Source organism: Catellatospora aurea (assembly GCF_042663325.1).
GTDB classification, from domain to species: domain Bacteria; phylum Actinomycetota; class Actinomycetes; order Mycobacteriales; family Micromonosporaceae; genus Catellatospora; species Catellatospora aurea.
The window spans coordinates 14110-38322 of sequence record NZ_JBHTAC010000015.1 but is presented as its reverse complement, the minus strand read 5'-3'; the positions used below and the strand labels follow the sequence as shown (position 1 = coordinate 38322).

General features: G+C 68.8%; 15 protein-coding genes. 12 read left to right on the top strand and 3 right to left on the bottom strand.

The features are described from left to right. Entirely contained in the window at positions 1–1554 is a 1554-nt protein-coding gene (locus ACFQO7_RS16795) for a glycosyl hydrolase 53 family protein (protein WP_376807197.1), read from the top strand. Between the two features lie 108 nt (positions 1555–1662). Here the strand turns inward: ACFQO7_RS16795 and ACFQO7_RS16790 are convergent, their stop codons facing one another. Further along, positions 1663–3648 (bottom strand): beta-galactosidase, encoded by a 1986-nt coding sequence (locus ACFQO7_RS16790; protein WP_376807196.1) that lies wholly within the window; start codon positions 3646–3648, stop codon positions 1663–1665. A gap of 323 nt (positions 3649–3971) precedes the next feature. Between ACFQO7_RS16790 and ACFQO7_RS16785 the strand changes: the two genes are divergently transcribed. The 10 genes from ACFQO7_RS16785 (at position 3972) to ACFQO7_RS16740 (ending at position 18186) form a co-directional block, all read left to right on the top strand. After that, complete coding sequence (locus ACFQO7_RS16785) at positions 3972–5240, top strand: ABC transporter substrate-binding protein (protein ID WP_376807195.1); 1269 nt, start codon at positions 3972–3974, stop codon at positions 5238–5240. Between the two features lie 4 nt (positions 5241–5244). Beyond that, positions 5245–6171, top strand: coding sequence for a carbohydrate ABC transporter permease (locus ACFQO7_RS16780; RefSeq protein ID WP_376807194.1), 927 nt, complete (start codon positions 5245–5247; stop codon positions 6169–6171). Continuing rightward, a complete protein-coding gene (locus ACFQO7_RS16775) occupies positions 6168–7016 on the top strand; it encodes a carbohydrate ABC transporter permease (protein WP_376807193.1) in 849 nt (282 codons plus the stop codon). The genes ACFQO7_RS16780 and ACFQO7_RS16775 overlap by 4 nt, the downstream gene beginning before the upstream one ends. Further along, entirely contained in the window at positions 7016–8029 is a 1014-nt protein-coding gene (locus ACFQO7_RS16770) for a LacI family DNA-binding transcriptional regulator (RefSeq protein WP_376807192.1), read from the top strand. The genes ACFQO7_RS16775 and ACFQO7_RS16770 overlap by 1 nt, the downstream gene beginning before the upstream one ends. 180 nt (positions 8030–8209) lie before the next feature. Beyond that, positions 8210–9694 carry an FxsC protein gene (fsxC, locus tag ACFQO7_RS16765; RefSeq protein ID WP_376807191.1) on the top strand — a complete coding sequence of 495 codons (1485 nt, stop codon included), beginning with the start codon at positions 8210–8212 and terminating at the stop codon, positions 9692–9694. Between the two features lie 13 nt (positions 9695–9707). Beyond that, positions 9708–13604 (top strand): FxSxx-COOH system tetratricopeptide repeat protein, encoded by a 3897-nt coding sequence (gene fxsT, locus ACFQO7_RS16760; protein WP_376807190.1) that lies wholly within the window; start codon positions 9708–9710, stop codon positions 13602–13604. A gap of 70 nt (positions 13605–13674) precedes the next feature. Then, positions 13675–13854, top strand: a complete 180-nt coding sequence (locus ACFQO7_RS16755) for a hypothetical protein (protein WP_376807189.1) — start codon at positions 13675–13677, stop codon at positions 13852–13854. A gap of 2 nt (positions 13855–13856) precedes the next feature. After that, positions 13857–15053, top strand: coding sequence for an aKG-HExxH-type peptide beta-hydroxylase (locus ACFQO7_RS16750; protein WP_376807188.1), 1197 nt, complete (start codon positions 13857–13859; stop codon positions 15051–15053). A gap of 305 nt (positions 15054–15358) precedes the next feature. Next, the gene (locus tag ACFQO7_RS16745) at positions 15359–17674 is read left to right on the top strand and encodes a CBM96 family carbohydrate-binding protein (protein ID WP_376807187.1); all 2316 of its coding nucleotides are present in this window, start codon (positions 15359–15361) and stop codon (positions 17672–17674) included. 260 nt (positions 17675–17934) lie between these two features. Further along, on the top strand, positions 17935–18186 hold the full coding sequence (locus ACFQO7_RS16740) for a hypothetical protein (RefSeq protein ID WP_376807186.1): 252 nt from the start codon (positions 17935–17937) through the stop codon (positions 18184–18186). Between the two features lie 106 nt (positions 18187–18292). Here ACFQO7_RS16740 and ACFQO7_RS16735 read toward each other — a convergent pair whose 3' ends face one another. Continuing rightward, positions 18293–18865, bottom strand: coding sequence for a TetR/AcrR family transcriptional regulator (locus tag ACFQO7_RS16735; protein WP_376807185.1), 573 nt, complete (start codon positions 18863–18865; stop codon positions 18293–18295). Between the two features lie 151 nt (positions 18866–19016). On the opposite strand from ACFQO7_RS16735, the gene ACFQO7_RS16730 reads away from it, so the two are divergent. Beyond that, entirely contained in the window at positions 19017–20540 is a 1524-nt protein-coding gene (locus tag ACFQO7_RS16730; protein ID WP_376807184.1) for an MFS transporter, read from the top strand. 63 nt (positions 20541–20603) lie between these two features. Here ACFQO7_RS16730 and ACFQO7_RS16725 read toward each other — a convergent pair whose 3' ends face one another. Beyond that, positions 20604–24194, bottom strand: a complete 3591-nt coding sequence (locus ACFQO7_RS16725; protein ID WP_376807183.1) for a fibronectin type III domain-containing protein — start codon at positions 24192–24194, stop codon at positions 20604–20606. Between the last annotated feature and the right edge of the window lie 19 nt (positions 24195–24213).

Here is a 24213-nt window from a genome sequence, read left to right as displayed (position 1 = left end):
ATGCACAGAGCAAAGGCACTGCTCGCCGCGGCGGCCCTGGCCGCGGTGACGGCGCTGGCCGCACCCGCGTCACCCGCCGCGGCGGCCTCGACGGTCACCAACCCCGGGTTCGAGTCCAACGGGGCGAGCCAGACCCCGACCGGCTGGTCCGAGTCGGGCACGGTCGCCGCGTCGAAGAGCGAGGCCGGTGGGCGCAGCGGCAGCTACCGCGGCACGCACTGGTCTGCGTCGGCGTACACCGTCGAGACGTATCAGACGCTGACCGGCCTGACCACCGGCTCGTACACGCTGAGCGCGTGGGTGCGCTCGGGCGGCGGGCAGTCGGCGGCGTACCTGGCGATGAAGAACTGCGGCGGCGCACAGGCGCAGGTCAACATCCCGACCAGCAGCAGCACCTGGGTGCAGGTGTCGGTGACGGCGAACGTCAGCTCGACGTCGTGCACGCTGAGCGTCTACTCCAACGCCGCCGCCAACCAGTGGATCAACGTGGACGACGTGACCTTCACCAAGAACGGTGCGGGCACGTCGCTGCAGGTCAAGGGCGGTGATCTGTCGTCGCTGAAGAAGAACGAGGACTTCGGCGCGCTGTATTACACCAGCTCCGGCACGCAGGGCGACGCGATCACGATCCTGAAGAACGCGGGCATGAACTACGCCCGGCTCAAGGTCTGGGTGAACCCGGCCGACGGGTACAACAACAAGGCCCGGGTGCTGACCATGGCGCAGCGGATCAAGGCGCAGGGCCTGAAGCTGCTGGTCGACTTCCACTACTCCGACTCCTGGGCCGACCCGGGCAAGCAGGTGCCCCCGGCCGCGTGGTCGGGCTACTCGCTGTCGCAGCTGAACACCGCGGTCTACAACCACACCTACGACGTGCTCAACGCGCTCAAGGCGCAGGGCACCACGGCGGACATGGTGCAGGTCGGCAACGAGATCAACCCGGGCATGCTGCTGCCGACCGGCAGCACGTCCCACTGGGGCAACCTGTCGCAGCTGCTCAAGTCGGGCGTCAACGCGGTCAAGGCGGTCAACTCCTCGACGCTGGTGATGCTGCACCTGGCCGAGGGCGGCGACAACGCCACCTTCCGCTGGTGGTTCGACCAGGCCGTGGCGTTCGGGGTGCCGTTCGACGTGATCGGGGCGTCGTACTACTGCTACTGGCACGGGTCGATGTCCGGCCTGCAGAACAACCTCAACGACATGGCCTCCCGGTACGGCAAACCGGTGATCGTCGCCGAGACGGCGTACGGGTTCGCCACGGCGCAGGACGACGGCGAGAGCAACATCTTCACTTCGTCGCTGGCGAACACCTGCGGCTACCCGGCTTCGGCGACCGGGCAGCGCGACGCGTTCCAGGCCGTGGTCGACATCGTGAAGAACGTGCCCAACGGCCGGGGCATGGGCGTCTTCTACTGGGAGCCGGCGTGGACCGCGCAGGCCGGCGCGGGCTGGGACCCGACGAACCCGTCGTCGGGCAACGGCTGGGAGAACCAGGCCCTGTTCGACTACAACTCGCGGGCGCTGACCGCGATGTCGGTGTACGGCTCGATGTAGAAAGCGGCGCCGCCGGGTGGGCACACACCCGGCGACGCCGCCGTTGACAGCCGACGCGACTGTTGCGAACATGTGAACGCTCACAGACACATCGGCCACATCCCGCCCTCACTGCGGGGCGATCACCCGCACGCCTCCCGCAGGGACGACTGCCTCTGCCGCGAAGACCGTGCCGTCGAGCACGTCCACCCCCGACACGTCCGGCACGGTGACCGGCTCGTCGCCGTGGTTGAGCAGGAACAGGTACGCGCCGCGCCGCACCGCCTCGACGGTGTCCGGTAGACCGCGCGGGCGGGACACCCCGGCCGCGTCCAGCGCCTGCGACAGCAGCGGCCGCAGCCCGTCGACGCTGGTCGCGACGTACCAGGCGGTGCCGCGTCCCAGCTCGTGCCGGGTGACCGCCGGATGCCCGGCGTCGGGGCCGGTGGTGAACTCGGTGACGGTCACCGCGCCGGCCGGGCGCACCCGCTCCGACCAGACCCGGGCCGCGCCCCCGTCGGACAGCGCCACCGTCTCGTGCTCGCGCAGCGGGTGGAACTCCTCGACCGACAGTCCCAGCACGTCGCGCAGCACGCCCGGGTACGCCCCCGGGTGCACGGCGTCGTGCTCGTCGACGATCCCGGAGAAGTACGACACCAGCAGGTGCCCGCCCGACTCCACGAAACACCGCAGGTTCTTCGCCGCCGCCTCCCCGAGCAGGTAGGCACTCGGGGCGACCACCAGTTTGTACGCCGACAGGTCCGCCGCCGGATGCACGAAGTCGACGGTCGCGTGCTCGCGCCACAGCGCCGCGTAGTAGGCCTCGACCCGCTCGCGGAAACGCAGGTCCACGCTGGGCCGCCACTCCAGATCGAGGGCCCACCAGGACTCCCAGTCCCAGACCACGGCGACCTCGGCGGCCACCCGCGCGCCGCGTACCCCCGAAAGACCGGCCACCTCACCGCCCAGCGCGACCACCTCGCGCCACAGGTCCGAATCGGTGCCGGCGTGCGGCAGCATCGCCGAGTGGAACTTCTCCGCCCCGGCCCGCGAGGCCCGCCATTGGAAGAACAGCACCGAGTCCGAACCCCGTGCCACGTGGGCGAGGCTGTTGCGGCGCATCTCCCCCGGGCGTTTGGCGATGTTGCGGGGCTGCCAGCTGACCGCGCCGGTCGAGTGCTCCATCAGCAGCCACGGCCGGCCGCCGCCCAGCGAGCGGCTCAGGTCGGCGGCCATGGCCAGGTCGATGTGGTTGTCGGGCTGCTCGGCGTTGAGGTAGTGGTCGTTGGAGACGACGTCGACCTCCGGCGCCCAGCGCCACAGGTCCATCGACTTGCAGTTGGTGACCATGAAGTTGGTGGTGACCGGCAGGTGCGGGGTGGCCGCGCGGATCACGTCGCGCTGCGCGGTGAAGCAGGCCAGGTTCTCGGCGGAGCTGAACCGGGCGAAGTCGAGCCGCTGCGCGGGGTTGACCACGGTGTGGTTGGCGCGCGGGGCGTCGATCTCGTCCCAGTCGCCGTAGCGCTGGCTCCAGAACGCGGTGCCCCACGCGGCGTTGAGCGCGTCGAGGTCGCGGTAGGTCTCGCGCAGCCAGTCCCGGAACGCCCGGACGCTGGTCTCGCAGTAGCACTCGCCGAGCGGGGCTCCGTACTCGTTGTGCACGTGCCACATGACCACGCCCGGGTGGTCGCGGTAGTGCTCGGCGAGCCGGTGGGCCAGTTCGACGGTGGCGTGCCGGTACTCGGGCGAGCTGGGGCAGGCGGTCTCGCGGCTGCCGAAGCCGATGCGCACGCCGTCGCGGTTGACCGGCAGCGTGTGCGGGTACCTGCGGGCGAACCAGGCGGGCGGGGCGGCGCTGGGCGTGGCGAGGTCGACGCTGACCCCGCCCGCGTGCAGCCGGTCGATGATCTCGTCGAGCCAGCCGAAGTCGTAGCGGCCCTGTTCCGGTTCCAGCAGCGCCCACGCGAAGATGCCGAGGCTCACCAGGTTGACCCCGGCCTGCCGCATCAGCGCGACGTCGGCTTCCTGCACCTCGCGGGGCCACTGCTCCGGGTTGTAGTCGCCGCCGAAGGCCAGCCCGCGCAACCGCGGCACCACATGTTCGCTCTCGGACACCACTTCCCCCTGACAACCACGGCACGTCTGTGAACGTGCACAGTAACGGACCCCCCGCCCCACGCAAAGACCCGGGCGATCATCGCCCGCCTGTCGCCCCTCCCCGCCGCAACTCATAAAGACTCGCGGCAAAGGCGGATATCTGACGGGCCAAGTCTTTAAGAGTTGCGACAGGAGGGGGTGGGGGCCGGGCGTGTAACGCCTCGGACACGGGGTCTTGACGGGCTGGATACGTGGCGCGCAGACTGTGCCGCACTGTGAACGTTCACAGAGAATTCGCCTTTGACGGAGGACCTATGCGTACGAAGCGGCTCAGGTTGGTGATGTCCGCAGTGCTGGTCGGCGCCCTGGCAGCGGGCTGTTCGAGCGGCGGGCAGGAGGAGACCCCGCAGGAGACCGGCCCGGTCGAGCTGACGTTCTGGACCTGGGCCCCCAACATGGACAAGATCGCGGCGGTGTGGAACGCGGCGCACCCCGACATCAAGGTCACCGTCAGCAAGCAGGCGGGCGGCGACGAGGCGGCGGCGAAGTTCCTGACCGCGGCCAAGGCCGGCACCGCGCCCGACCTGGTGCAGGCCGAGTACCAGATGCTGCCGTCGTTCGTGGCCGCCGAGGCCGTCGCCGACATCAAGGGCGAGGTCGAGGCCGTCCGCGGCCAGTTCTCCGACGGCATCTGGAACCTGGTGACCCTGGGCACCGACGGCGTCTACGGCCTGCCGCAGGACAGCGGCCCGATGATGCTCTACTACCGCACCGACCTGTTCACCAAGTACGGCATCGCGATCCCCAAGACCTGGGACGAGTACGCGGCCGCGGCCCGCACCGTGCACGCCAAGGACAAGACGGTCTACCTGGGCGGCTTCTCCAGCAAGGACCCGGGCTGGTTCGCCGGGCTCGCCCAGCAGGCCGGCGGCAAGTGGTGGTCCATCACCGGCGAGGCCTGGAAGGTCGGCATCAACGACGACGCGACGAAGAAGGTCGCCGACTTCTGGGGCGGCCTGGCCTCCGACGGCGTCGTCGACACGCAGGCCCCGTGGACGCCGGAGTGGAACGCCGCGCTCAACGGCGGCAAGATCCTGAGCTGGGCGTCGGCGGTCTGGGCACCCGGTGTGCTGACCAGCAACGCCCCCGACGGCAAGGGCAAGTGGGCCATCGCGCCGCTGCCGCAGTGGAGCGCCGGGGAGAACTACTCCGGTTTCTGGGGCGGCTCGTCCATCGCGATCGCCGAGGGCAGCAAGCACAAGAAGGCCGCCGCGCAGTTCGCGTCCTGGCTGAACACCGACGCCAAGGCCCTGGACCTGCTCATCAAGGAGGCCGCGATCTACCCGGCGGCCAAGAACGGCCAGGCCCTGATGACCACCGCGCCGGAGTACTTCGCCAACCAGGCCGACTTCTGGCAGCAGGCGACCACCATCGCCGGCACCGCGCGGGGCTTCACCTTCGGCCCCAACGTGAACGTCGCGTACAGCGCGTACAAGGACGCCTTCGACAAGGCGCTGCAGAACAAGTCCTCCTTCACGGACGCGCTGGGCGCGATGCACGACGCGACCGTCGCCGACATGAAGAAGTCCGGCTTCACGCTGGCGAGCTGAGCGGATGACCAAGGCACACCGGGGCGCCCGCGCACATCGCGCGGGCGCCACCCCCTACCTCTACCTGTTCCCCGCGGTGGTGCTGTTCACCCTGTTCATCGCCGCGCCGATCGGGTACACCGCCTACCTGAGCCTGCGCCAGGTGAAGTTCTCCGGGCTGGGCCTGGGCCGCAAGTCGCGCACCGAGATCTTCGTCGGCCTCGACAACTACCGCACGGCCGTGGCCGACGGGGAGTTCTGGGCAGGATGGTTGCGCGTGCTCGGATACGCCACCCTGGTCCTGGTCCTGATGCTCGGCCTGGCGCTGGTGTTCGCGCTGCTGCTGGACTCGGCGCGGGTGCGGCTGGCCCGCTTCTCCCGCATCGCGATCTTCCTGCCGTACGCGGTGCCGGGCGTGGTGGCCACCCTGCTCTGGGGCTTCCTCTACCTGCCCAGCCTGAGCCCGATCCACGCCACGCTGCGGGCGCTCGGGATCGAGGGCGTGGACCTGCTCAGCCCGAGCACGGTCATGTTCTCCATGGTCAACGTGGCGATCTGGGGCGGCACCGGCTTCAACATGCTGGTCCTCTACACCCAGCTGCGGGCCATCCCCCGCGACTACTACGAGGCCGCCCGCATCGACGGCGCGGGCGAGCTCGCCATCGCGCTACGGGTCAAGGTGCCGATCCTGGCCCCCGCGCTGGTGCTGACCACGGTGTTCTCCATCATCGCGACGATCCAGGTGTTCACCGAGCCGATGACGCTGCGGCCCATCTCGAACGCGGTCAGCTCCACCTGGAGCCCGCTGATGAAGGTGTACCGCGACGCGTTCGTCACCGGCGACCTCTACAGCGCCGCCGCCACCTCGCTGGTCATCGCCGCGATCTCGGTGGTGCCGTCGCTGCTGTTCATGCGCCTGGTCCGCCGCCAGGCCTTCGGGGAGGAAAGATGACCACCAAGGGGGTACGCCGACCGCTCGGGCTGGCGCCGACCGCGGTGCTGCTGCTCGGGGCGCTGTACTGCCTGCTGCCGGTGTGCTGGGTGCTCGCCGCGTCGACCAAGACGCGCGGCGAGCTGTTCACCACCAACGCGTTCGCCCCGGGCAGCGGCCTGTTCAGCAACATCGCCGACCTGTCGGCGTACCGCGACGGGATCTTCTGGCAGTGGATGGCCAACACCGCGCTGTACGCCGGCGTCGGCGCGCTGCTGTCCACGGCCGTGTCGGTGCTGGCCGGGTACGCCCTGGCGAAGTTCCGGTTCTTCGGCCGCGACGCGATCTTCACGGTGCTGATCGGCGGCATCCTGGTCCCCGCGGTGGTGCTGGCCGTGCCGCAGTACCTGCTGCTGGCCAAGGCCGGACTCGCCAACACGTACTGGGCGGTGCTGCTGCCCAGCATCCTGCACCCGTACAGCATCTACCTGGCCCGCATCTACGCCGCCGCGGCGATCCCGGACGCGCTGCTGGAGGCCGGGCGCATCGACGGGGCGGGCGAGCACCGGCTGCTGCGGGTGGTGGCGGTGCCACTGATGCTGCCCGGCATGGTGACGATCTTCCTGTTCCAGTTCGTGGCGATCTGGAACAACTTCCTGCTGCCGTTCATCATGCTCGCCGACGACGAGCGCTTCCCGCTCACCGTCGGCCTGTACACGCTGCTGGCCACCGGGGCCAACCAGCCCGCCCTGTACAACCTCGTCATCACCGGCGCCCTGCTGTCGATCATCCCCCTGATCGCGCTGTTCCTGACCATGCAGAGGTACTGGCGAACGGACCTGTCCGGCGGGTCTGTGAAATCCTGATGCCTGTGACCAACAAGCGGCGTCCCACGATCCACGACGTGGCCCGTGCCTCGGGAGTCTCCCGGGGCACGGTGTCCCGTGCCCTCAACGGCGACCCGTACGTGAGCACCGCCGCGCTCGCCGCCGTCCGCCGCGCCGTCGCCGAGACCGGGTACGTCGTCAACCGAGCGGCGCGCAGCCTGGTCACCCAGCGCACCGGCACCGTGGTCATGGTGCTGAGCGAGCCGCAGGAGAAGCTGTTCGAGGACCCGAACTTCAGCACGCTGCTGCGGGTCGCGACCCGGCGGCTGGCGCAGCGAGACGTGGCCCTGGTGATGATGGTCGCGGGGGACGACGGCGACCGCGAGCGCGTGGTGCGCTACCTGCGCGGCGGGCACGCCGACGGGGTGCTGCTCCTGTCCGCGCACTCCGGCGACCCGCTGCTCGGCGAACTCGAAGGCCTGTCCATCCCGGCCGTGGCCTGCGGCGCGGTCCTCGGCCGCGAGGGCGTGATCCCGTACGCCGCCGCCGACGACCGCGAGGGCGCGCGCCAGATGGCGCAGTACCTCGTCGACCAGGGGCGTAAGAAGATCGCCACGATCACCGGGCCGCTGGACACCCCCGGCGGGCTCAACCGCCTCGAAGGCTTCTGCGACGTGCTCGGGCGCAAGGCGGTCAAGAAGCTCATCGCCCACGGCGACTACTCCCGCCACAGCGGCGAGGCCGCCATGCGCGAACTGCTCGACCGCGTCCCCGACCTCGACGCCGTCTTCGTCGGCTCCGACCTGATGGCCGCCGGGGCCCTGGCCGTCCTGCGCGAACGCGGCCGACGCGTCCCCGAGGACGTCGCCGTCGGCGGCTTCGACGACTCCGCCATCGCCGGCTCGACCCACCCGAAGCTGACCACGGTCCGCCAGCCGCTGGAACAGGTCGCCACCGAGACCGTCCGCCTGCTCCTGGAACTGATCGACGGCGCGGAGACGGTCGACTCGCTCATACTTCCGACCGAACTCGTCCCCCGCGAGTCCGCCTGAAGGAAGGGCACCGTCATGGAAAACGAGTTCGCAGCTCGGGCAGCTGAGGCTTCCTCCGCCTAACGCCTCGCGGCCCCATTCCGCATCGGGCTGACAGATCAAAGACACTTCCGCAACAGGTTCGACTCGTTCGATAATTTACGTCCGAACCAGTTGGTCAGCCTACGGCAGAGGTAGCGGATGGCAGCGGTTGCCGTTTTCGTACACGGCCTATTCTCGTCTGCGCGAACCTGGGACACCTTAGAGGCGCTGTTTCTAGCGGATCCCGACCCGATCGACGTCAAACGCCTGCCCTGGAACTACCCGTCGCCGCCGGTGGGCAGACCACTCGAAAGCATACCGTCCTTCAACACGCTGGCCGATTCGCTCTGGACCTTCCTGGAGACGGAGACCGATGCGGAGGACCGGGTCTGCCTGGTCACTCACAGCCAGGGCGGACTCATCGCGCAACGGCTCATCGTCCGAATGCTCAAGGACGGGCGCGGCAGCGAGATTCAGCGCATACGGTCGCTTGTCATGTTCGCATGTCCGAACGACGGGTCGGAGTTCCACCTCACGTTGCGCCGGGGCTTCTTTCGCCGGCACCCGCAGGTGCAGGATCTGAAGCCGTTCCACCAAGAAGTTCAGGACACCCGGCACGATCTCATCAACAGGGCCGTGCATGCGACGGTGGTCTCCGAATCGAGATGCCCGATCACCGTATGGGCATACGCGGGGCAGACGGACCGAGTCGTCACCCCAGAATCGGCGCAATCAGCTTTTCCCAAGGAGAATGTCGGCGTCCTGCCCGGCACTCACTCGAAGATCATACGGCCCAAGTCGCCGGACGAGCTGATCTACAAGAAGCTTCGGCAGCACTTTCAGCAACTGCGCGCATCCCATTCCTCATTGCGCATTCCCGCCCAGCGTAGTGAGACCTCATCGGGACAGCCGCCGCCGACGGCCCCGCCCGCCGACGGCCCGCCTGTCAGCGCATCCGGCCCTTCGCCACGGCCTGACGGCGATCCGCCCACCGACGCGTTCCTCGTGCACATCGTCGTCGCCGCGGGTACCACCGAGGAGATCCGCGCGATCTGGCCGAGACGCGCCGACCAGTACTACGGCACCTCCCATGACCTGTGGGCGCCGTACATGCACGAGCCCACACAAGAAGAACCGGACTACAGCGGCCGCCTTCCGCTCGCCTATCACGCGGGCGTGGTCGCCACCGTCCGAGACTTCAAGTACCGCATCGCCGACGTGGCCCAGCTCCAGCACCTGACGACGTGGGCCGAAGAGAACAACCAGTTCATCATCCTGCTCGTCGACGTGTGGTCGACCTTCATGCCGGAGTTCGCATCGATCGTCCACCGCTACGACGTCCGTGCCACGGGATCAGAACCGCAGCGCAACGATCCCGTCGTGGTGCCGTGGAGTCGATATGATCCCAGCTTCTCCATCGACGGGCGCCTGTTCTGGGAGAGGGTCTCGGCGAATCTTCCCCACGCCCTCGAACGAGGAGACCCGGATCTACTGATACTGGCCTCGGAGACACCTGACGAGTTCAAGCGCCGACTGGCCAAGGCCTTGACCGTGGCGAAGACCCGCCTTTTCACCACGGGAAGGGTGTTCCAGGAGCCGCCCGGCCCACCACCCCCCTCGATGCCGATCCTCGGCAACCCCTGAGCGGCAGGACATCATGACCTTAGACCGTGGCAGAAACGGCCGGATTGTCACCTTCTACTCCTACAAGGGGGGCACCGGTCGCACCATGGCCCTGGCCAATATCGCCTGGATAATGGCCGGCCAAGGATTGCGGGTCCTGATCATCGACTGGGACCTCGAATCCCCCGGCCTGCACCGGTACTTTCATCCGTTCCTCGAGGACAAGATGCTCCGGCACACTCCCGGACTGATCAATCTGATCCAGCGGTACGGGGAACTGCCCCTCAGCCAGCCCTTACCCACCCCCGACGCGGACGACCGGTTCGATCAGGCGACGCGGATCGAGGGCTTCCTCGCACCGGTCAAATGGCGCTTTCCCGGCGGGGGCAAGATCGACCTGATGCCCGCCGGCCAGCAAGACGAGTACTACGCGACGGTGGTGAGTGAGTTCGAGTGGGCGAACTTCTACAACCGCCTGGCCGGCGGCAAGTTCCTCCAGGCGCTGCGGCACCGCCTCCGGCGCTCCTACGACTACGTGCTGATCGACAGCCGAACCGGTCTGAGCGACACCGCAGGCATCTGCACAGTGGTGCTCCCCGATTGCGTCGTCGACGGCTTCACTCTGTCCAACCAGGCTATCGAAGGCGCCTTCTCCGTCGCGCGATCGATCCAGTCCGCCAGGGAGCGAGATCCGATCCGGATCTACCCGGTCCCGATGCGCGTCGACGACTACGAACACCCGAAGCGGGAACGCGGCCTGGAGATCGCTCGCGCACGCTTTCATGCGATCGCTCCGGATGATCCCCTCTATTGGCCGAATGTGGAGATACCTTACCGGCCCTATTACGCGTACGAGGAGATTCTGTCGGTCTTCGCCGAGCGGCCGCAGCAGAACACGACGCTGCTCGCCGCCTACGAGAGGCTGACCTCGGTGCTCCTGGACCGCGAGGTCACCGTGGCGCCGGTGGAGGAGTCACTGCGCAAGAGATATCTCGCGGAATACGAGCGCGGAAGTGGCGAAGATCGATCACTGGTCGTGTTTTACACCTCCGCCGACCGGCTGTGGGCCGAATGGATCACCGCCGAACTCACCGGGCACGGACCCGAGGTGACGATGCGCGCCGTCGACGCCGACGAGTCGCTCGAGGGATTCGGCTCACTGCGTCGCATGGTCACCTCCGCAGACCATGTGCTCGTCGTCCTGTCGGCGAGTTATGTGTCCGCCGCTTTCGGCGCCGAGATCTGGCACCTCGCGTCCGTCGGCCGGTCGGACCATACGACCTTCCACGCCGTGAAAATCGACGGAAGCAGGCTTGAACCGCACTACTCGACGGCTGCCGCGATCGACGTGACGGGCCTGAACAGCGGCGACATCCAGTCCGCGCTGCTGCGCACAGCCGACGGCATTCACCAGGACGCACCACGGCCAGTTCGCGATCACCGGTTCGTCGGCAAGCCGAGAACGACGACCAATCTGCCGCCGAGCTCCGTGGTCTTCGTGGGACGTGCGGCCGAGATCGAACGTATCCGCGACTACTTCTCGTCCGGTAACGACCGCCCGCTGGCGATCGTCGGGCTCGGTGGCATCGGCAAAACGCAAGTATCGCTCGAATACGCACGCCGCTTCTCCCGCGACTACGACATCGTCTGGGTCGTTCAAGCCACCGACTCCCAGCGGCTCAAGGAAGGGCTGGGCGAGCTCGCCATCGCCCTCGGGTACTCTCCCAGCCTCGACCTCGACACCCGGATCCGGCGGCTTCGCGACTCACTGGAGGAGCGGACCACGCCGCCCCGCCGCACGCTGCTGATCCTGAACAATGCGGATCAACCCGACGACGAGTTCCTCGGCCTCATTCCGCGCACGTCGGCAGACATCCTGATCACGACGCGATTCGGCACATGGGACGAGGCCGCCGAGACTTTCGACATCGGGAACATGCGCCGAGCCGACAGCATCAAGCTGATCCGCCGGCGGGTTCCCCGGATCTCGCTGTCCGAGGCCGACGAGGTGGCCGAGCGCATGGGCGACCTGCCGCTGGCAGTCGCGCAGGCGGCCGCTTACCTGCACACCGTCGCCGTCCCGGTGCCTGAGTATCTTCAGTCGCTGCACTCGCAGGACCGGATTCTCGGCCTTCTCGAAGACCAGCGTTTCGGTGGTGCCGGCGACGTCCTGGACGCTTGGATCGTGTCGCTCGATCGGCTACGCGAGGAGCGGCCGGCTGCCGCCTGGCTGCTGGAGCTGTGTGCCGCGATGGGCCCCTCGCCGATCGGGATGTCCATCATCCTCGGCCAGGAGCTGGGAGGCCACCTCACCGCATTCGACGGCGCGTTGGCCGACATAGACGAGCAGCGGCTCCTTCTTGACGACATCTCTCGCTACGCCTTGGCTCAGGTCGACGCCGCGCGCACCGCGGTCATCATCCATCCGCTGGTCCGGCTCCGCATCCAGGCACAGGTCCATGATCTCGAACAGCTGCGCGACATCGCCAGAAGCGTTCTCGCCCGAGTCGGAAGCCAGTTGTCGCCCGAGGACCCGGGAACCTGGCCCCGCTTCAGTGAGATTCTCACGCACGCGCGCGACCTGGACATCATCGATTCGCAGGCAGAGTCGATGCGAGTCCTGGTCGTCTCCCTCGTCCGCTACCTGTACCGGCGTGGTGACTATCATGCGAGCCAGGCTCTCGCCAACGCTGCCCTCGGCGCGTGGCGGGAGACAGCCGACAACGACGACCCGCTCACCCTCAGAACACGATTCCACCTGGCGAACGCCGTCCGCGCCAGAGGCGACATCACGCTCGCTCACTCCATCGACAAGGACGTCTACCGCCGTCAGCTGGCAGCCTTCGGCCCGAGCCACCGCGACACCCTCGCCACCGCTCGCAGCCTCGGCTTCGACCTGCGAGCGACCGGGCAGTACGCCGAGTCCGTCAGCCTCGACCGCCGGACGCTGGACCTCTACCGGGCCGCCTACGGGCAGGAGCACCCCGACACGCTCATCGCGGTGAACAACCTCGCGATCGGACTTCGGCTCGTCGGCGACTTCGCCAGCGCGGCCGAGCTGAACGACCAGACGCTAGAGCTCCGATCTCGCATATTCGGAACTGAAGACGCCGGAACCTTGACCGCCGCGGGCAATTACGGACGCGACCTACGCGACCTCGGCTACCTCTGGGAGTCATACAGCCTGTTGCACAGGACACTGCAGGCGCAGCAGCTCTCCCCCGGCGGAGATCATCTGGACACGCTGCGCACCGGCAAGGAGCTCGCGCTCACCCTGCGCCAGCTCGGACGATTCGCCGATGCGCATGAGCTCGTCCGCCAGACGACGGCCAGATACGCGACCGTGACGGGCCGCAATCATCCCGATGCCCTGTCCTGCGAGCTCGCTGCGGTGACCATTCAGTCAGCCATCGGCGAGAACCGTGACGCGGTCACGGCCGCGAAACGGCTCTGGCAGTTCGCCGACCAGGTTTACGGACCTGTCGCCCACCTGACCCTGGCATGCCGGAGCACCTACGCCATCCTCCTGCTCAAGGAGGAGAGTTTCACCAGTGCCTTCGATGCCGCCGCCGCCGTTCACGAACACCTCACTCGTGATCTTGGCCCAGGGCATCCGCACGTCCTGTTCGCCGGCGTGAATCTCGCCAACGCCCACTTCGCCCTAGGCGATCTCGAAGCCGCCAAGGAGCTCGATCGATTCGCCTATGTCGAGCTGACCAGAACGCTGGGAAGCAGGCACCCCGACGCCCTGGCCGCGGCCCTGTCGTTCGCGGCGGACAGACTCGCACTCGGGGAAGTCGATGCCGGCAAGCAGCAACACACCGACGCGCTGCGCCTGCTGATCGAGGTCCTCGGCGGCACCCACCCACGTGTCGAACAGGCGATCCGTGGCGAACGGCTTAACGTCTACATCGAGCCTGCGCCACTCTGAACTAGACTTTCACGTTCATCCGACAAGTCGGCAACTCCTTCATCCCAACCTGTCAATGAGGTGCTTGATAATGCCCGTAGAGAGTGACATGCCCGATTCGCGGGCTATTCCCGACGTCAATCCGATGAGCCTGGTAGAACTCCTTCACAACCGGGACCCGGACCTCATGGCCGCCGTGCAGCAGCTGGTTTCCACACTCAGCGATACGGACGAGATCCGGCTCGGCTGGCAGAGCGCAATCGACGTATAACCATGGAGTGGCACCGCCTGAATACACCGTCATTCGATTCGATAGCCGGAGCCGCCGCATCGGCGTCCGTCGTATCGGCGCTGCGGGCGAGCAGGGTCAGCAGGGTCCGGTTGCTGTTGCGCCATCTGGCCACGCATCGGCCCGAGTCCGCGGACTACATCACGCTGCTGGCCGAGGTGGAAGCGACCTCTCCGGCGGAGTGTGCCGCCGTTCTGACCTATCCCTGGGTAGCCGCGTGGATCACGAGATCCGCTCGTGCCAGGCATGCCGGCCCTGCGGACTACCTGCGTAATGTGGTCGCCGCCGTGGCGTACCGGGTGGGCGACACGGCGACGGCCGAAAGAATCGCGCGCGATTCCGGAGGCCGGATCTGGCTGCCGACGATCGGCCTGTTCACGGCGCCGAAAGGGATCATCCAGCCCGCTGACCCCATCAGAACCGTCCGGCCGGCGGGAAGGACCGGATTCACGCTGTATGTCGACGACCTGGACCCGCATCGGGACTGCGTCGGCGTGCCACCCGCGGATCGCCTGCCGAACGGCGAGTGGTCCCGCGTCGAGAGGACTCTCACGAAGGCATGGGAACTGATCGAGGAACATGCCTCGGACCGAGCCGATGAGCTCGCGGTGGGGCTGTCCTCCGTCGTTCCCCTGAACGGGGTGCCGGGAGTCAGCGTCACCAGTGGCGACGCCTTCGGCGGCCTGGCGGCGACCATCCCGCACCAACCGCTTGAGGCAGCGGTGATGCTCATCCACGAATTCCAGCACAGCAAGATCAACGCATTGATGGACCTGGTGGACCTGCACCGGCAGGACTCGGGTATCCGATACTTCGCACCATGGCGCCCGGATCCTCGTCCGTTGAGCGGCATGCTCCACGGAATCGGAGCCTTCACCGCTGTGGCGCTGTGGTGGAAGGCCTTTTGCGACACATCGCCCCGACCCGAGTCCGCCATGGAGCAACTCGCTCAGCTCCGCTTGCAGTTGACCTGCGCGATCGACCAGATCGGGGACGATCCGGGACTCACCGCGGCCGGCCGGCGCTTCGTGAGGGCGAACAGCATCGTTGTGCGCAGTCTGGCGGCGTACGACCTTCCGCCGGCGGCGGATTCGTCCGCACGAGCACAACTGGCCCGCCTGGTCCAGCGCTGGCAGCGGAAGCAGCCGGCAGGTAGCGTGCCGCAGTTCGAGCTGACCTAAGCGCACGGTCAGCCCGCGCCCAGCCGGTCCGCCGCAGGTCCGCACCGGTGGGGCGCGTCTCGATTCGCGACCGTTCGGCGGGCGGCGAGCAGCAGCGAGTGTCATCGCGACGTTCTGTTATCGGTAATTTACTCTGCGTGCAGGCTCGCCGATCGCGAGCGGTCGAACCATACCCGTCCATGCGCGTGGACGCCGCATGGGCTGAACGGAGCCGTCCTATGCCGATGACAAGACCCGGGTTCACATCGCGGATGCCCCGCGCAGGACGACAACACGCCGGGGCCGCCTTCCGCCGCAGGACGCCCTTGGCCGTCTCGCTGGCGATGCTGGCGGCGACGCTGGCGGCCGTGCCGGGCACCCCGGCGTGGGCCGCCACGTACGACACCGCACTGGTCAGCCGAGCAAGCTCCGGTGCTGCCGGAAACGGCGACTCCTCGGCCCCGGCGGTCTCCGCCGACGGTCGCTACCTGGCCTTCGCCTCCGACGCCGACAACCTCAGCGATGCCGACGACAACAACCACACCAACATCTTCGTCCGCGACCTGACCACCGGCACGACGACCTACGTCAGCCGCGCCGACGGAACGGACGGAGCCGCCGCCAACGGCCCGTCCGCGGACCCGTCGATCTCCGCCGACGGCCGCTACGTCGTGTTCAGCTCGACCGCCGCGAACCTGAGCGGCCAGGACGAGGACACCTGCATGTCCCTGTTCTGGGGCCTGCCCGAGCCGTGCTCGAACATCTTCCTCCGCGACCTCCAGGCCGGCACGACCACGTTCGTCAGCAGGGCGAACGGCGCACAGGGCGCGGCCTCCGACGGCAGCTCCTACTACCCGACCGTGTCCGCGGACGGAACCAAGGTGGCCTTCACCTCGGGCGCGGCGAACCTCAGCGCCGAGGACGAGGACGAGTGCTACATCGACGGCGGCGGCCCGCACCCGTGCACCGACTTCTTCGTACGCGACCTCCAGGCGGGCACCACCGTGTACATCGGCAACGCGCCCATCTACCGGTTCGGGCCCTGCGGTCCGGCGATCTCCGCCGACGGGCGCAAGGTCGCCTTCGAGACCGACGGCATCTCGATCGATGACCACAACGGCTACCTCGACGTCGTCGTGTACGACCTGCAGTCTGGCACGGCGAGCTACGTGAGCAGGGCCGACGGGGTCGACGGCCAGCTCGCCTCGGGCGGGCCGTCGAGCTGCCCGTCGATCTCCTCCGACGGCCGCCACATCGCATTCGTCTCCGACGCGTACAACCTCAGCGCCGACGACGTCGACTCGTTCGACACCGAGAGCATCTACGTACGCGATACGCAGGAGGGCCGGACCTCGCTCGCCAGCAGGGCGAACGGGGCCGCCGGGGCCGTGGCGGAGCTACGCTCGTTCGAGCCGTCGATCTCCGCCGACGGGCGCTACGTCGCGTTCATGTCGCGGGCGATGAACCTGAGCGCCGACGACCTCGACACCTGCTACGACCCGGGGCAGGGCACCAACCGGCCGTGCCCCGATGTGTTCGTCCGCGACCTCCAGTCCGCGACGACCACCTTCGTGAGCAGGGCGACCGGGGCGGGCGGGGCCGGCGGCGACGAGCGCTCCACGAATCCGTCGATCTCCGGCGACGGCAGGCTGATCGCGTTCGAGTCGCCGGCGCGCAATCTCAGCGCCGACGACTCCGACGCCCACCGCGACGTGTTCGCCCGCGACTGGGGCGCGGGGCTGCCCCCGCCGCCGATGGTCGACCTGTCGTTGACGGTGACCGGTTCGGCCGCCTCGGTGCCGGTCGGCTCCAACGTCACCTTCACCGTGCGGGTCGCCAACGCCGGACCGGCTGGGGCCACGGGCGTGGCCGTCACCGACCAGCTCCCGTCGGGGCTGACCTTCGTGTCGGCGACCGCGACGCAGGGAACGTACACGGCGGCCACCGGAGTGTGGTCGGTCGGCAGCCTCGCCGCGGCGGCGAACGCGACGCTCCAGCTCGTCGCCAGGGTCGCGACCACCGGTCAGAAGACGAACATCGCGCAGGTCACCGCCGCGTCCCCGGCCGACACGGACTCGACGCCCGGAAACAGCGCGCCCGGCGAGGACGATCAGGCGTCGGTGACCGTCAACGGCACCGCGACCTGCACGGCGAGCACGGCGACCCGGACCGCCGACTACGATTCGTGGATCACGACGAGCTGGCCCACGACGAACTACGCCAAGGACACGATCCTCAAGGTCCGCAGCAAGGCCAACGCCGACGCGCGGACGCTGGTGCACTTCGCGCTGCCGAGCCTGCCCGCCGGTTGCAAGGTCACGAACGCGAAGCTGCGGATGTACGTGTCCTCGGTCGCCGGCACCCGCACGCTGCGGGCGGCCCGGCTCGCCGGGGCCTGGACCGAGACCGGCGTGACCTGGCGCAACCAGCCCGCGACGACCGGCACCGCGGCCACCGTGCCCGCGGTCAAGGGCTGGGTGGAGTGGACCGTCACCGCACAGGTCGCCGGCCTGTACACCGACGGCAACCACGGCCTGCAGATCCGCGACAACACCGAGGGCGCCGCCGGATACGAGCAGCGCCTGCACAGCCGGGAGTACACCAACAAGCCCACCCTGACCGTCACCTTCGGCGCGGCCTGACCCGCATCCCGCGAACCGCCTGCCGCCGGTCGACCGGAGGGCAGGCGGTTCGTCACGTCGGCGTCGCGGCCGCCGCAGGCGTCAGACCCGGTCGAGCGCCGACACGAGCCGGTCGTGTTCGGCCTAGGAACCGATGCGGGCACGGTCTTCGGGGTGGTCGACGTACCACCTGATCGCGTCCACCACGAGATGCGGGTGGGTGTCCCAGCCGAGCGGCAGAAAGGCACGGCCGCGCATACGCGCGGGCAGGATAGGACGCGGTGGTGCTCGCCGCGCTCTGCGGCCCCGGGGACGACATCCCTGCCGCGCTGGCTGAATACGACCGGCAGAGGCGTCCTCGCTCGCAGCAGGTCGCCCGCGCCGCCGCGCAGATCGGCCGGATCGGCCAGCAGCTGACGAACCCCGTGGCCGTGCGGCTACGTAACACCGTCATGCGACTGACCCCGGCCCGGGTGGCCCTGCGGTCGATGGCCCGGCACGCAGACTGGGACGCGCCCCCGATCCCACGGTGACGGCGGGGATTCTCGGGTCGGCCTGGTCGCCGGGGCTCCCAGAATCAGCCGGGGCTCCCAGAATCATCTGTCGACCGCCACTCGACGCCCGCCCGGACGGGGCCTGCTACGGCTTGCCGGCATCCGTGAAACGAAGGCCGTCGAGCGCCACCGCCAGCACCTTCTCGCGCCGGTCCGGGTCGCCGCCCACTCCCGCCACCCCGCTGACCAGCCACATGACGTCGACGATGGTCACGTCGGGGCGCACCGTGCCGTCCCGCTGGGCCCTTTCCAGCAGCGGGCTGCCCGCCGCGAACAGTTCGTCGCGGCAGGCCTGGAAGGTCGCGGAGTCGCGGTTCAGGCCGGTGATCAGCGCCCGTTTGGCCCCGACGTAGTCGACGTAGCGGCGCAGCCACCTGGTCAGACCCTCCCACGGGTCGAGGCTCGCGCCGTCGACCGCGGCCTGGGCGACCGCCTCCACCTCGGTGATGTAGACGTTCTCGATGAGCTGCTCGCGGGTGGGGAAGTTGCGGTAGAGGGTGGCGATGCCGACCCCGGCCCGGCGTGCGATCTCATCCAGCGGCGCGTCCGCGCCCAGCTCCGTGAACGCCGTACGCGCCGCGGCCAGGATCGCGTCGAAGTTGCGGCCGGCGTCGGCGCGGTGCGGCCGGGGTGTCCTGAGCCGGGCCAGGTCGTTCACGGTGTCCTTCCCCTCATCGCATTTGCAACCGGAGACCGACTATCACTATAGTGATAGTAACCCTCCGTATATGTGGAGGACCACTCTCAGTATATCCGCGGCCGGACGATGCGCCGACGAGCGCTCCCGCCGCGAGATGAGGACATGCACCATGGCAACTTCCCCTGCCCGCTCCACCACCGTCACCTTCAGCCTGCTCGCGCTCGCCGCGATCTCCCTGTCGATGCTGCAGTCGCTGGTCAGCCCCGTGCTGCCGGTGATCCAGCACGACCTCGCGACGACCCAGTCCGCGGTCTCCTGGGTGCTGATCTCCTGGTTGCTGGCGGCCGCCGTCGCCACCCCCATCCTCGGCCGCCTCGGCGACCTGAAGGGCAAGCAGCACAGCCTGGTCATCGTGCTGATCGCGATCGCCGTCGGCAACGTCGTCGCCGCGCTCGCCCCGAACCTCGGCGTGCTCGTCGCCGGACGGGTGATCCAGGGCCTCGGCGGCGCGGTGTTCCCGCTCGCGTTCGGCATCATCCGCGACGAGTTCGCACCCCGCCGCGTGCCCTCGGCGATCGGCGCGCTGTCCGGCGTGATCGCTGTGGGCAGCGGACTCGGCACCGTACTGGCCGGGCCGATAACCGAAGCGCTCGGCTGGCGCTGGCTGTTCTGGATCCCCGCGATCGTCGTGACCGCCACCGCGATCCTGTGCCGCCTGTTCATCCCGGAGTCACCCGTGCGCTCGGGCGGCCGCATCAACCTGACCGCCGCGGCGCTGCTGGCCACCTGGCTGCTCGCCCTGCTGCTGCCGGTCAGCCAGGGCCGGGTCTGGGGCTGGGACGCCCCCGTGACCATCGCACTGTTCGCCCTGGCGGCCGTGAGCTTCACGCTGTGGGCGGTCGTCGAGACGCGCACCGACAACCCGCTGATCGACATGCGGATGATGCGCCAGCCGCTGATGCTGACCACCAACACCGTCGCCCTGCTGTTCGGCGGAGCGATGATCGCCGCGTTCACCTTCCTGCCGCAGTTCCTGGAGACCCCGGCCGGTGCCGGATACGGCTTCGGCGCCTCGGTCACCGCGGCGGGCCTGCTGATCCTGCCCATGCTCGTGGCCATGGCAGTCGGTGGCCTGGTCAGCGGTCCCATCCACCGCACCGTCGGGTTCAAGGCGCAGCTGGTCGCCGGCTCCGCGCTCATCTCCGCCGCGTGTGCCGGCTTCGGTCTGCTCAACGACGCCCCGTGGCAGCTCGCCGCCGGCGGCGCCGTGTTCGGGCTCGGACTCGGCATCGCGTACGCGGCCCTGACCAGCCTCATCGTCCAGGGCGCCGACCCCGCCCAGACGGGCATCGCCACCGGCATGAACACCAACATCCGCACCATCGGCGGCTCCATCGGCATCGCCGTCGTCGCCGCGATCGTCACCTCGCACACCCAGCCCAGCGGCCTGCCCACCGCGGCCGGCTACACCACCGGTTTCCTGGTGCTGGCCGCCGTCGCCGCGGCCGCCGTGGTCGTCGCGCTACTGGTCCCCACCACCCGGACGACACCGACCGCCGAACCCGACCAGCCTACCCAGGGCGACCGCTTCCAGGAGTTCACCCCGTCCAGCCCGGACCGGGACGAGAACTCCGCCCTGCTCCCCGTCCTGGCGACGGCGACCGCGACAACCCCCGGCCGCCACCGCGCCTGACCCAAGGAAGGGCACCTTCCCATCGCCATGCGTAGCGGAAGGTGCCCTTCTTAACCTTCGGTGTCAGTTGAGCAGGGTCACGGTGGGGAAGGTGCCGCCGGCTGCCGGGAGGCGGTCGGTGGTGTTGTTCTTGATGTAGCCGAGGCGGAACTGGGCTCCGGGCGCGAGGCCCACGCTCGCCAGCGGCACGGCGGCCTCGATGACGGTGTCGTTGCGGACGAACGTCATCGCGCCCAGCGGGGTCCAGGACCAGCCGCTGCCGCCGTGGTCGTACAGGTTGGCGTTCTCCAGCATGTAGTCGCCGCCGGACGGGTTGGTCCAGCCGGCCGCGTTGTATCCGGTGCCGGTGTTGTTGTCGGTGTTCAGGAAGAACTGCCCGAGCACGTTCAAACCGGTGCCCTTGACGCACAGGAAGAGCGTCGTGCCGTTGTTGGTCACCGACACCGACTGCACACCCGTGCCACCGGACAGCACCGGCGTCACGCTCGCCCAGTCCCCCGCCGACCCGTCCACGGTGATCGCCGGGTAGCCGCCGCCGGACGACGCCGTGGTGAACGTGCCGTTGGGGCTGCTCGTCGTGCCGCCGGAGGAAACCGACCGCACCCGGAACTGGTACGCCGTGCCCGGCGACAGCCCCGACAACGTCACCGAGTGGCTGGTCACGTTGCTCGCCCCCGTCGCCGTCGAGCCGTACGACGTCGACGTCCCGTACTCCACCACCGACGACGACGCCACATCCGTCGTCCACGTGACCGTCGCACCCGTGCTGGTCACGTTCGCGTACTGCACGTTGGAGATCACGGGCGCACCGCCGCCGCCGGACCCGTTGAGCAGGGTCACCACGGGGAACGTGCCGCTCGCCGCCGGAAGCCGGTCGGTGGTGGAGTTGTTCTTCAGGTAGCCCGACCGCAGCTGAGCTCCCGGGCTCAGACCCAGGGTGGACAGCGGGATCGCCGCCTCGACCACGGTGTCGTTACGGACGAACGTGACCGCGCCCAGCGACGTCCAGGCCCAGCCGCCGCCCGCGTGGCGGTACAGGTTGCCGTTCTCCAGCATGTAGTCCGCGCCGGACGGATTGCTCCAGCCGGTGGCGTTGTACCCGGTCCCGGTGTTGTTGTCGGTGTTCAGGAAGAACTGGCCGAACACGTTGAGCCCGGTCCCCCTGGTGAGCAGGTACAGGTTCGTGGCGTTGTTGGCCACCGACACCGACTGCACGGTCGTGCTGCCGGTCATCGCGGGCGCGACGCTCCCCCAGTCTCCGGCGGAGCCGTCGACGGTGATCACCGGATACGAGCCACCGGACGCGGCGGTGGTGAACGTGCCGTTGGGACTGTTCGTCGTGCCACCGGCCGAGACCGAACGGACCCGGAACTGGTACGCCGTGCCCGGGGACAGCCCCGACAACGTCACCGAGTGACTGGTCACGTTGCTCGCCCCGGTGGCGGTGGAGCCGTAGGACGTCGACGTGCCGTATTCGACGACCGACGACGAAGCCACGTCAGTAGTCCACGTGACCGTCGCGCCCGTGCTGGTCACGTTCGCGTACTGCACGTTGGAGATCACCGGCGGCTGGGCGGGCGGCGGTGAGGACGGTGGCGGCGAAGAGGGCGACGGCTGAGGGCCGCTGCCCGGCACAGTGAACTTCACCGAGGAGCCGCCGAAGTTGGCGACCCGCAGCCACGTCCACACCTCGGTGCCCGCCATCGAGGCCGGGAACACGTAGTCGCGGTCGAACTCGAACTCGGCCCGGGTGCCCGACTGCACGACCCGGACGGGCCAGCCGCGGTTGGTCGGCGCGCTGGGGCTGCTGAACTTGAACACGTCGCCCTGGCCTGCCCCGGCGTGCGGCAGCAGGTATGCCTGGTTCAGGTTCTCCAGGTAGAGCCGCGAGTCAGGCGACGTCGGCCAGGACGGCTGCCACCCGTTCGGCCCGTCCTTGTCGTAGTCGAAGTAGATCATCTCCTGGGCGAGGCTGATCGTCTGCTTGGCCTCGACCATCATGAAGAACCGGTCGCCGACGAACTTCACGTACACCTTGGTGATGCCCTTGGCGTTCGCGCCCGCCGGATCGTTGAAGATCGGCGTCTCGGCCGACCACTCCCCCGCGGTCCCGTCGGCGACGAATCCGCCGTACAGGTCCGTCGGGTGCGCCCCGGCCTGGCTGGGCGCGGCCCGCCCCTGCGCGTCGAGCCAGTTCTTGGCGTCGTCGTAGACGGCGGAGTTGAAGTGGTTGGCCCCGGAGACGTCGTAGCCGAGGTAGCCGGAGTTGACGACGACCTCGTTCATCCACTTCTGCGTGCTCGCGGTCGGCACCCGGAAGTCGATGATCGCCACGTTGAAGCCGTCGGCCTGGTTCGCCTGGGCGTTGACGTACTCCTTCCAGAACCCGCCGAAGTTGTCGCGACTTCGGTACGTCGGCGAGGCGGTGTTCGTGTTCCAGTTGGCCTCGAACCCCGGGCTGGTGTCGTAGAAGCCGGGGATGTACGTGTTGTAGTACCAGGACTCGGTCACGAAGATGTTGATCGCGTGCCGGTAGCGGACGGCGAACTGCGAGGTGCCCTCGTCGGGGTTGAAGTACCAGTAGCCCCGGTTCGACGCGACGACCTTGCTCGGGTCCACCGCCTTGATCTTCTCCACCAGGTCGACCATGCCGCCCGCGGTGAAACCGAAGTTGCCGCGCGGCCCCCACGAGATGCCCGGCCCCGCGCCGCCGACCGGATCCGGGGTGTCCACGGTGTCCAGGAAGACCCCGTCGTAGTCGCCGTCGTGCACGATCTTGTCGACCTGGTACGTGATGAACTTCTGCCAGGCCGGGTCACCGCCGTTGATGTAGCCGCCGCCGTAGGTCGGATTGACGTCCACGGTCCCGTCGCCGTCCTTCCAGTAGCCGCCGTACAGGTAGCGGCTGTCGTTGACCCAGGTGCCCTGCTGGTCGAGATACCAGGGCATGACGCCGTTGTTGCGCCAGGTCAGGCGATTGCCCCAGGAGGAGTAGTTCGCGCCGATCGACGTGCCGGCGTAGCCCGCGTAGCCGTCGGCGTAGGTGCCGTCCGGGGCCGCGCCGCCCTCGACGTTGAGGTAGGAGCCCGAAGAGCTGTAGTTCCACGGGTTCGGGCCGTGCAGCGGACCCGACGGGCCGCTGTAGCCCGCCGGGAGCAGGCCCAGGTCGATGCCCTTCTGGACGGTCATGTGGCCGCTGTGCCCGGGGATGATCGTCGGCAGCATCTCGCCGACCGACAGGTAGCCGAGCACGATCGCGTCGTCGGCGCTGCCGAGCACCCCGTCGACGCCCCGTTTGATCTCCTGGACCTGCGCGGAGGTGACCGACTCGAAGTAGAAGTGGTCTGCGGTCACGTTCAGCACCCGCAGGGTCGGTTCGAGCACGACCAGGTCGTACGCCTTGAGCTGGTTGACTTTCGCTTGGTCGAGCGCGCCGTACCAGAACGCGGTGCGGCTGTTGGCGCTCAGCGTGGGGACCTTGCCGTAGAACGGGGTCCGGCCGATCTCGAAGCCGGCCGCGGCCGCCGGGGCCGCCGTGAGGGCGACGATCCCGGCGGTCAGCGCGGTGGCGGCGGCCAGCGCCCCGGCCAGCAGCCTGGCCCGGACCCGGCGGGCCGATGGTGCGGTGCGGTGCGGATGAGCCGTGTCGTTCATGTGCACCTCGCTTATGGAA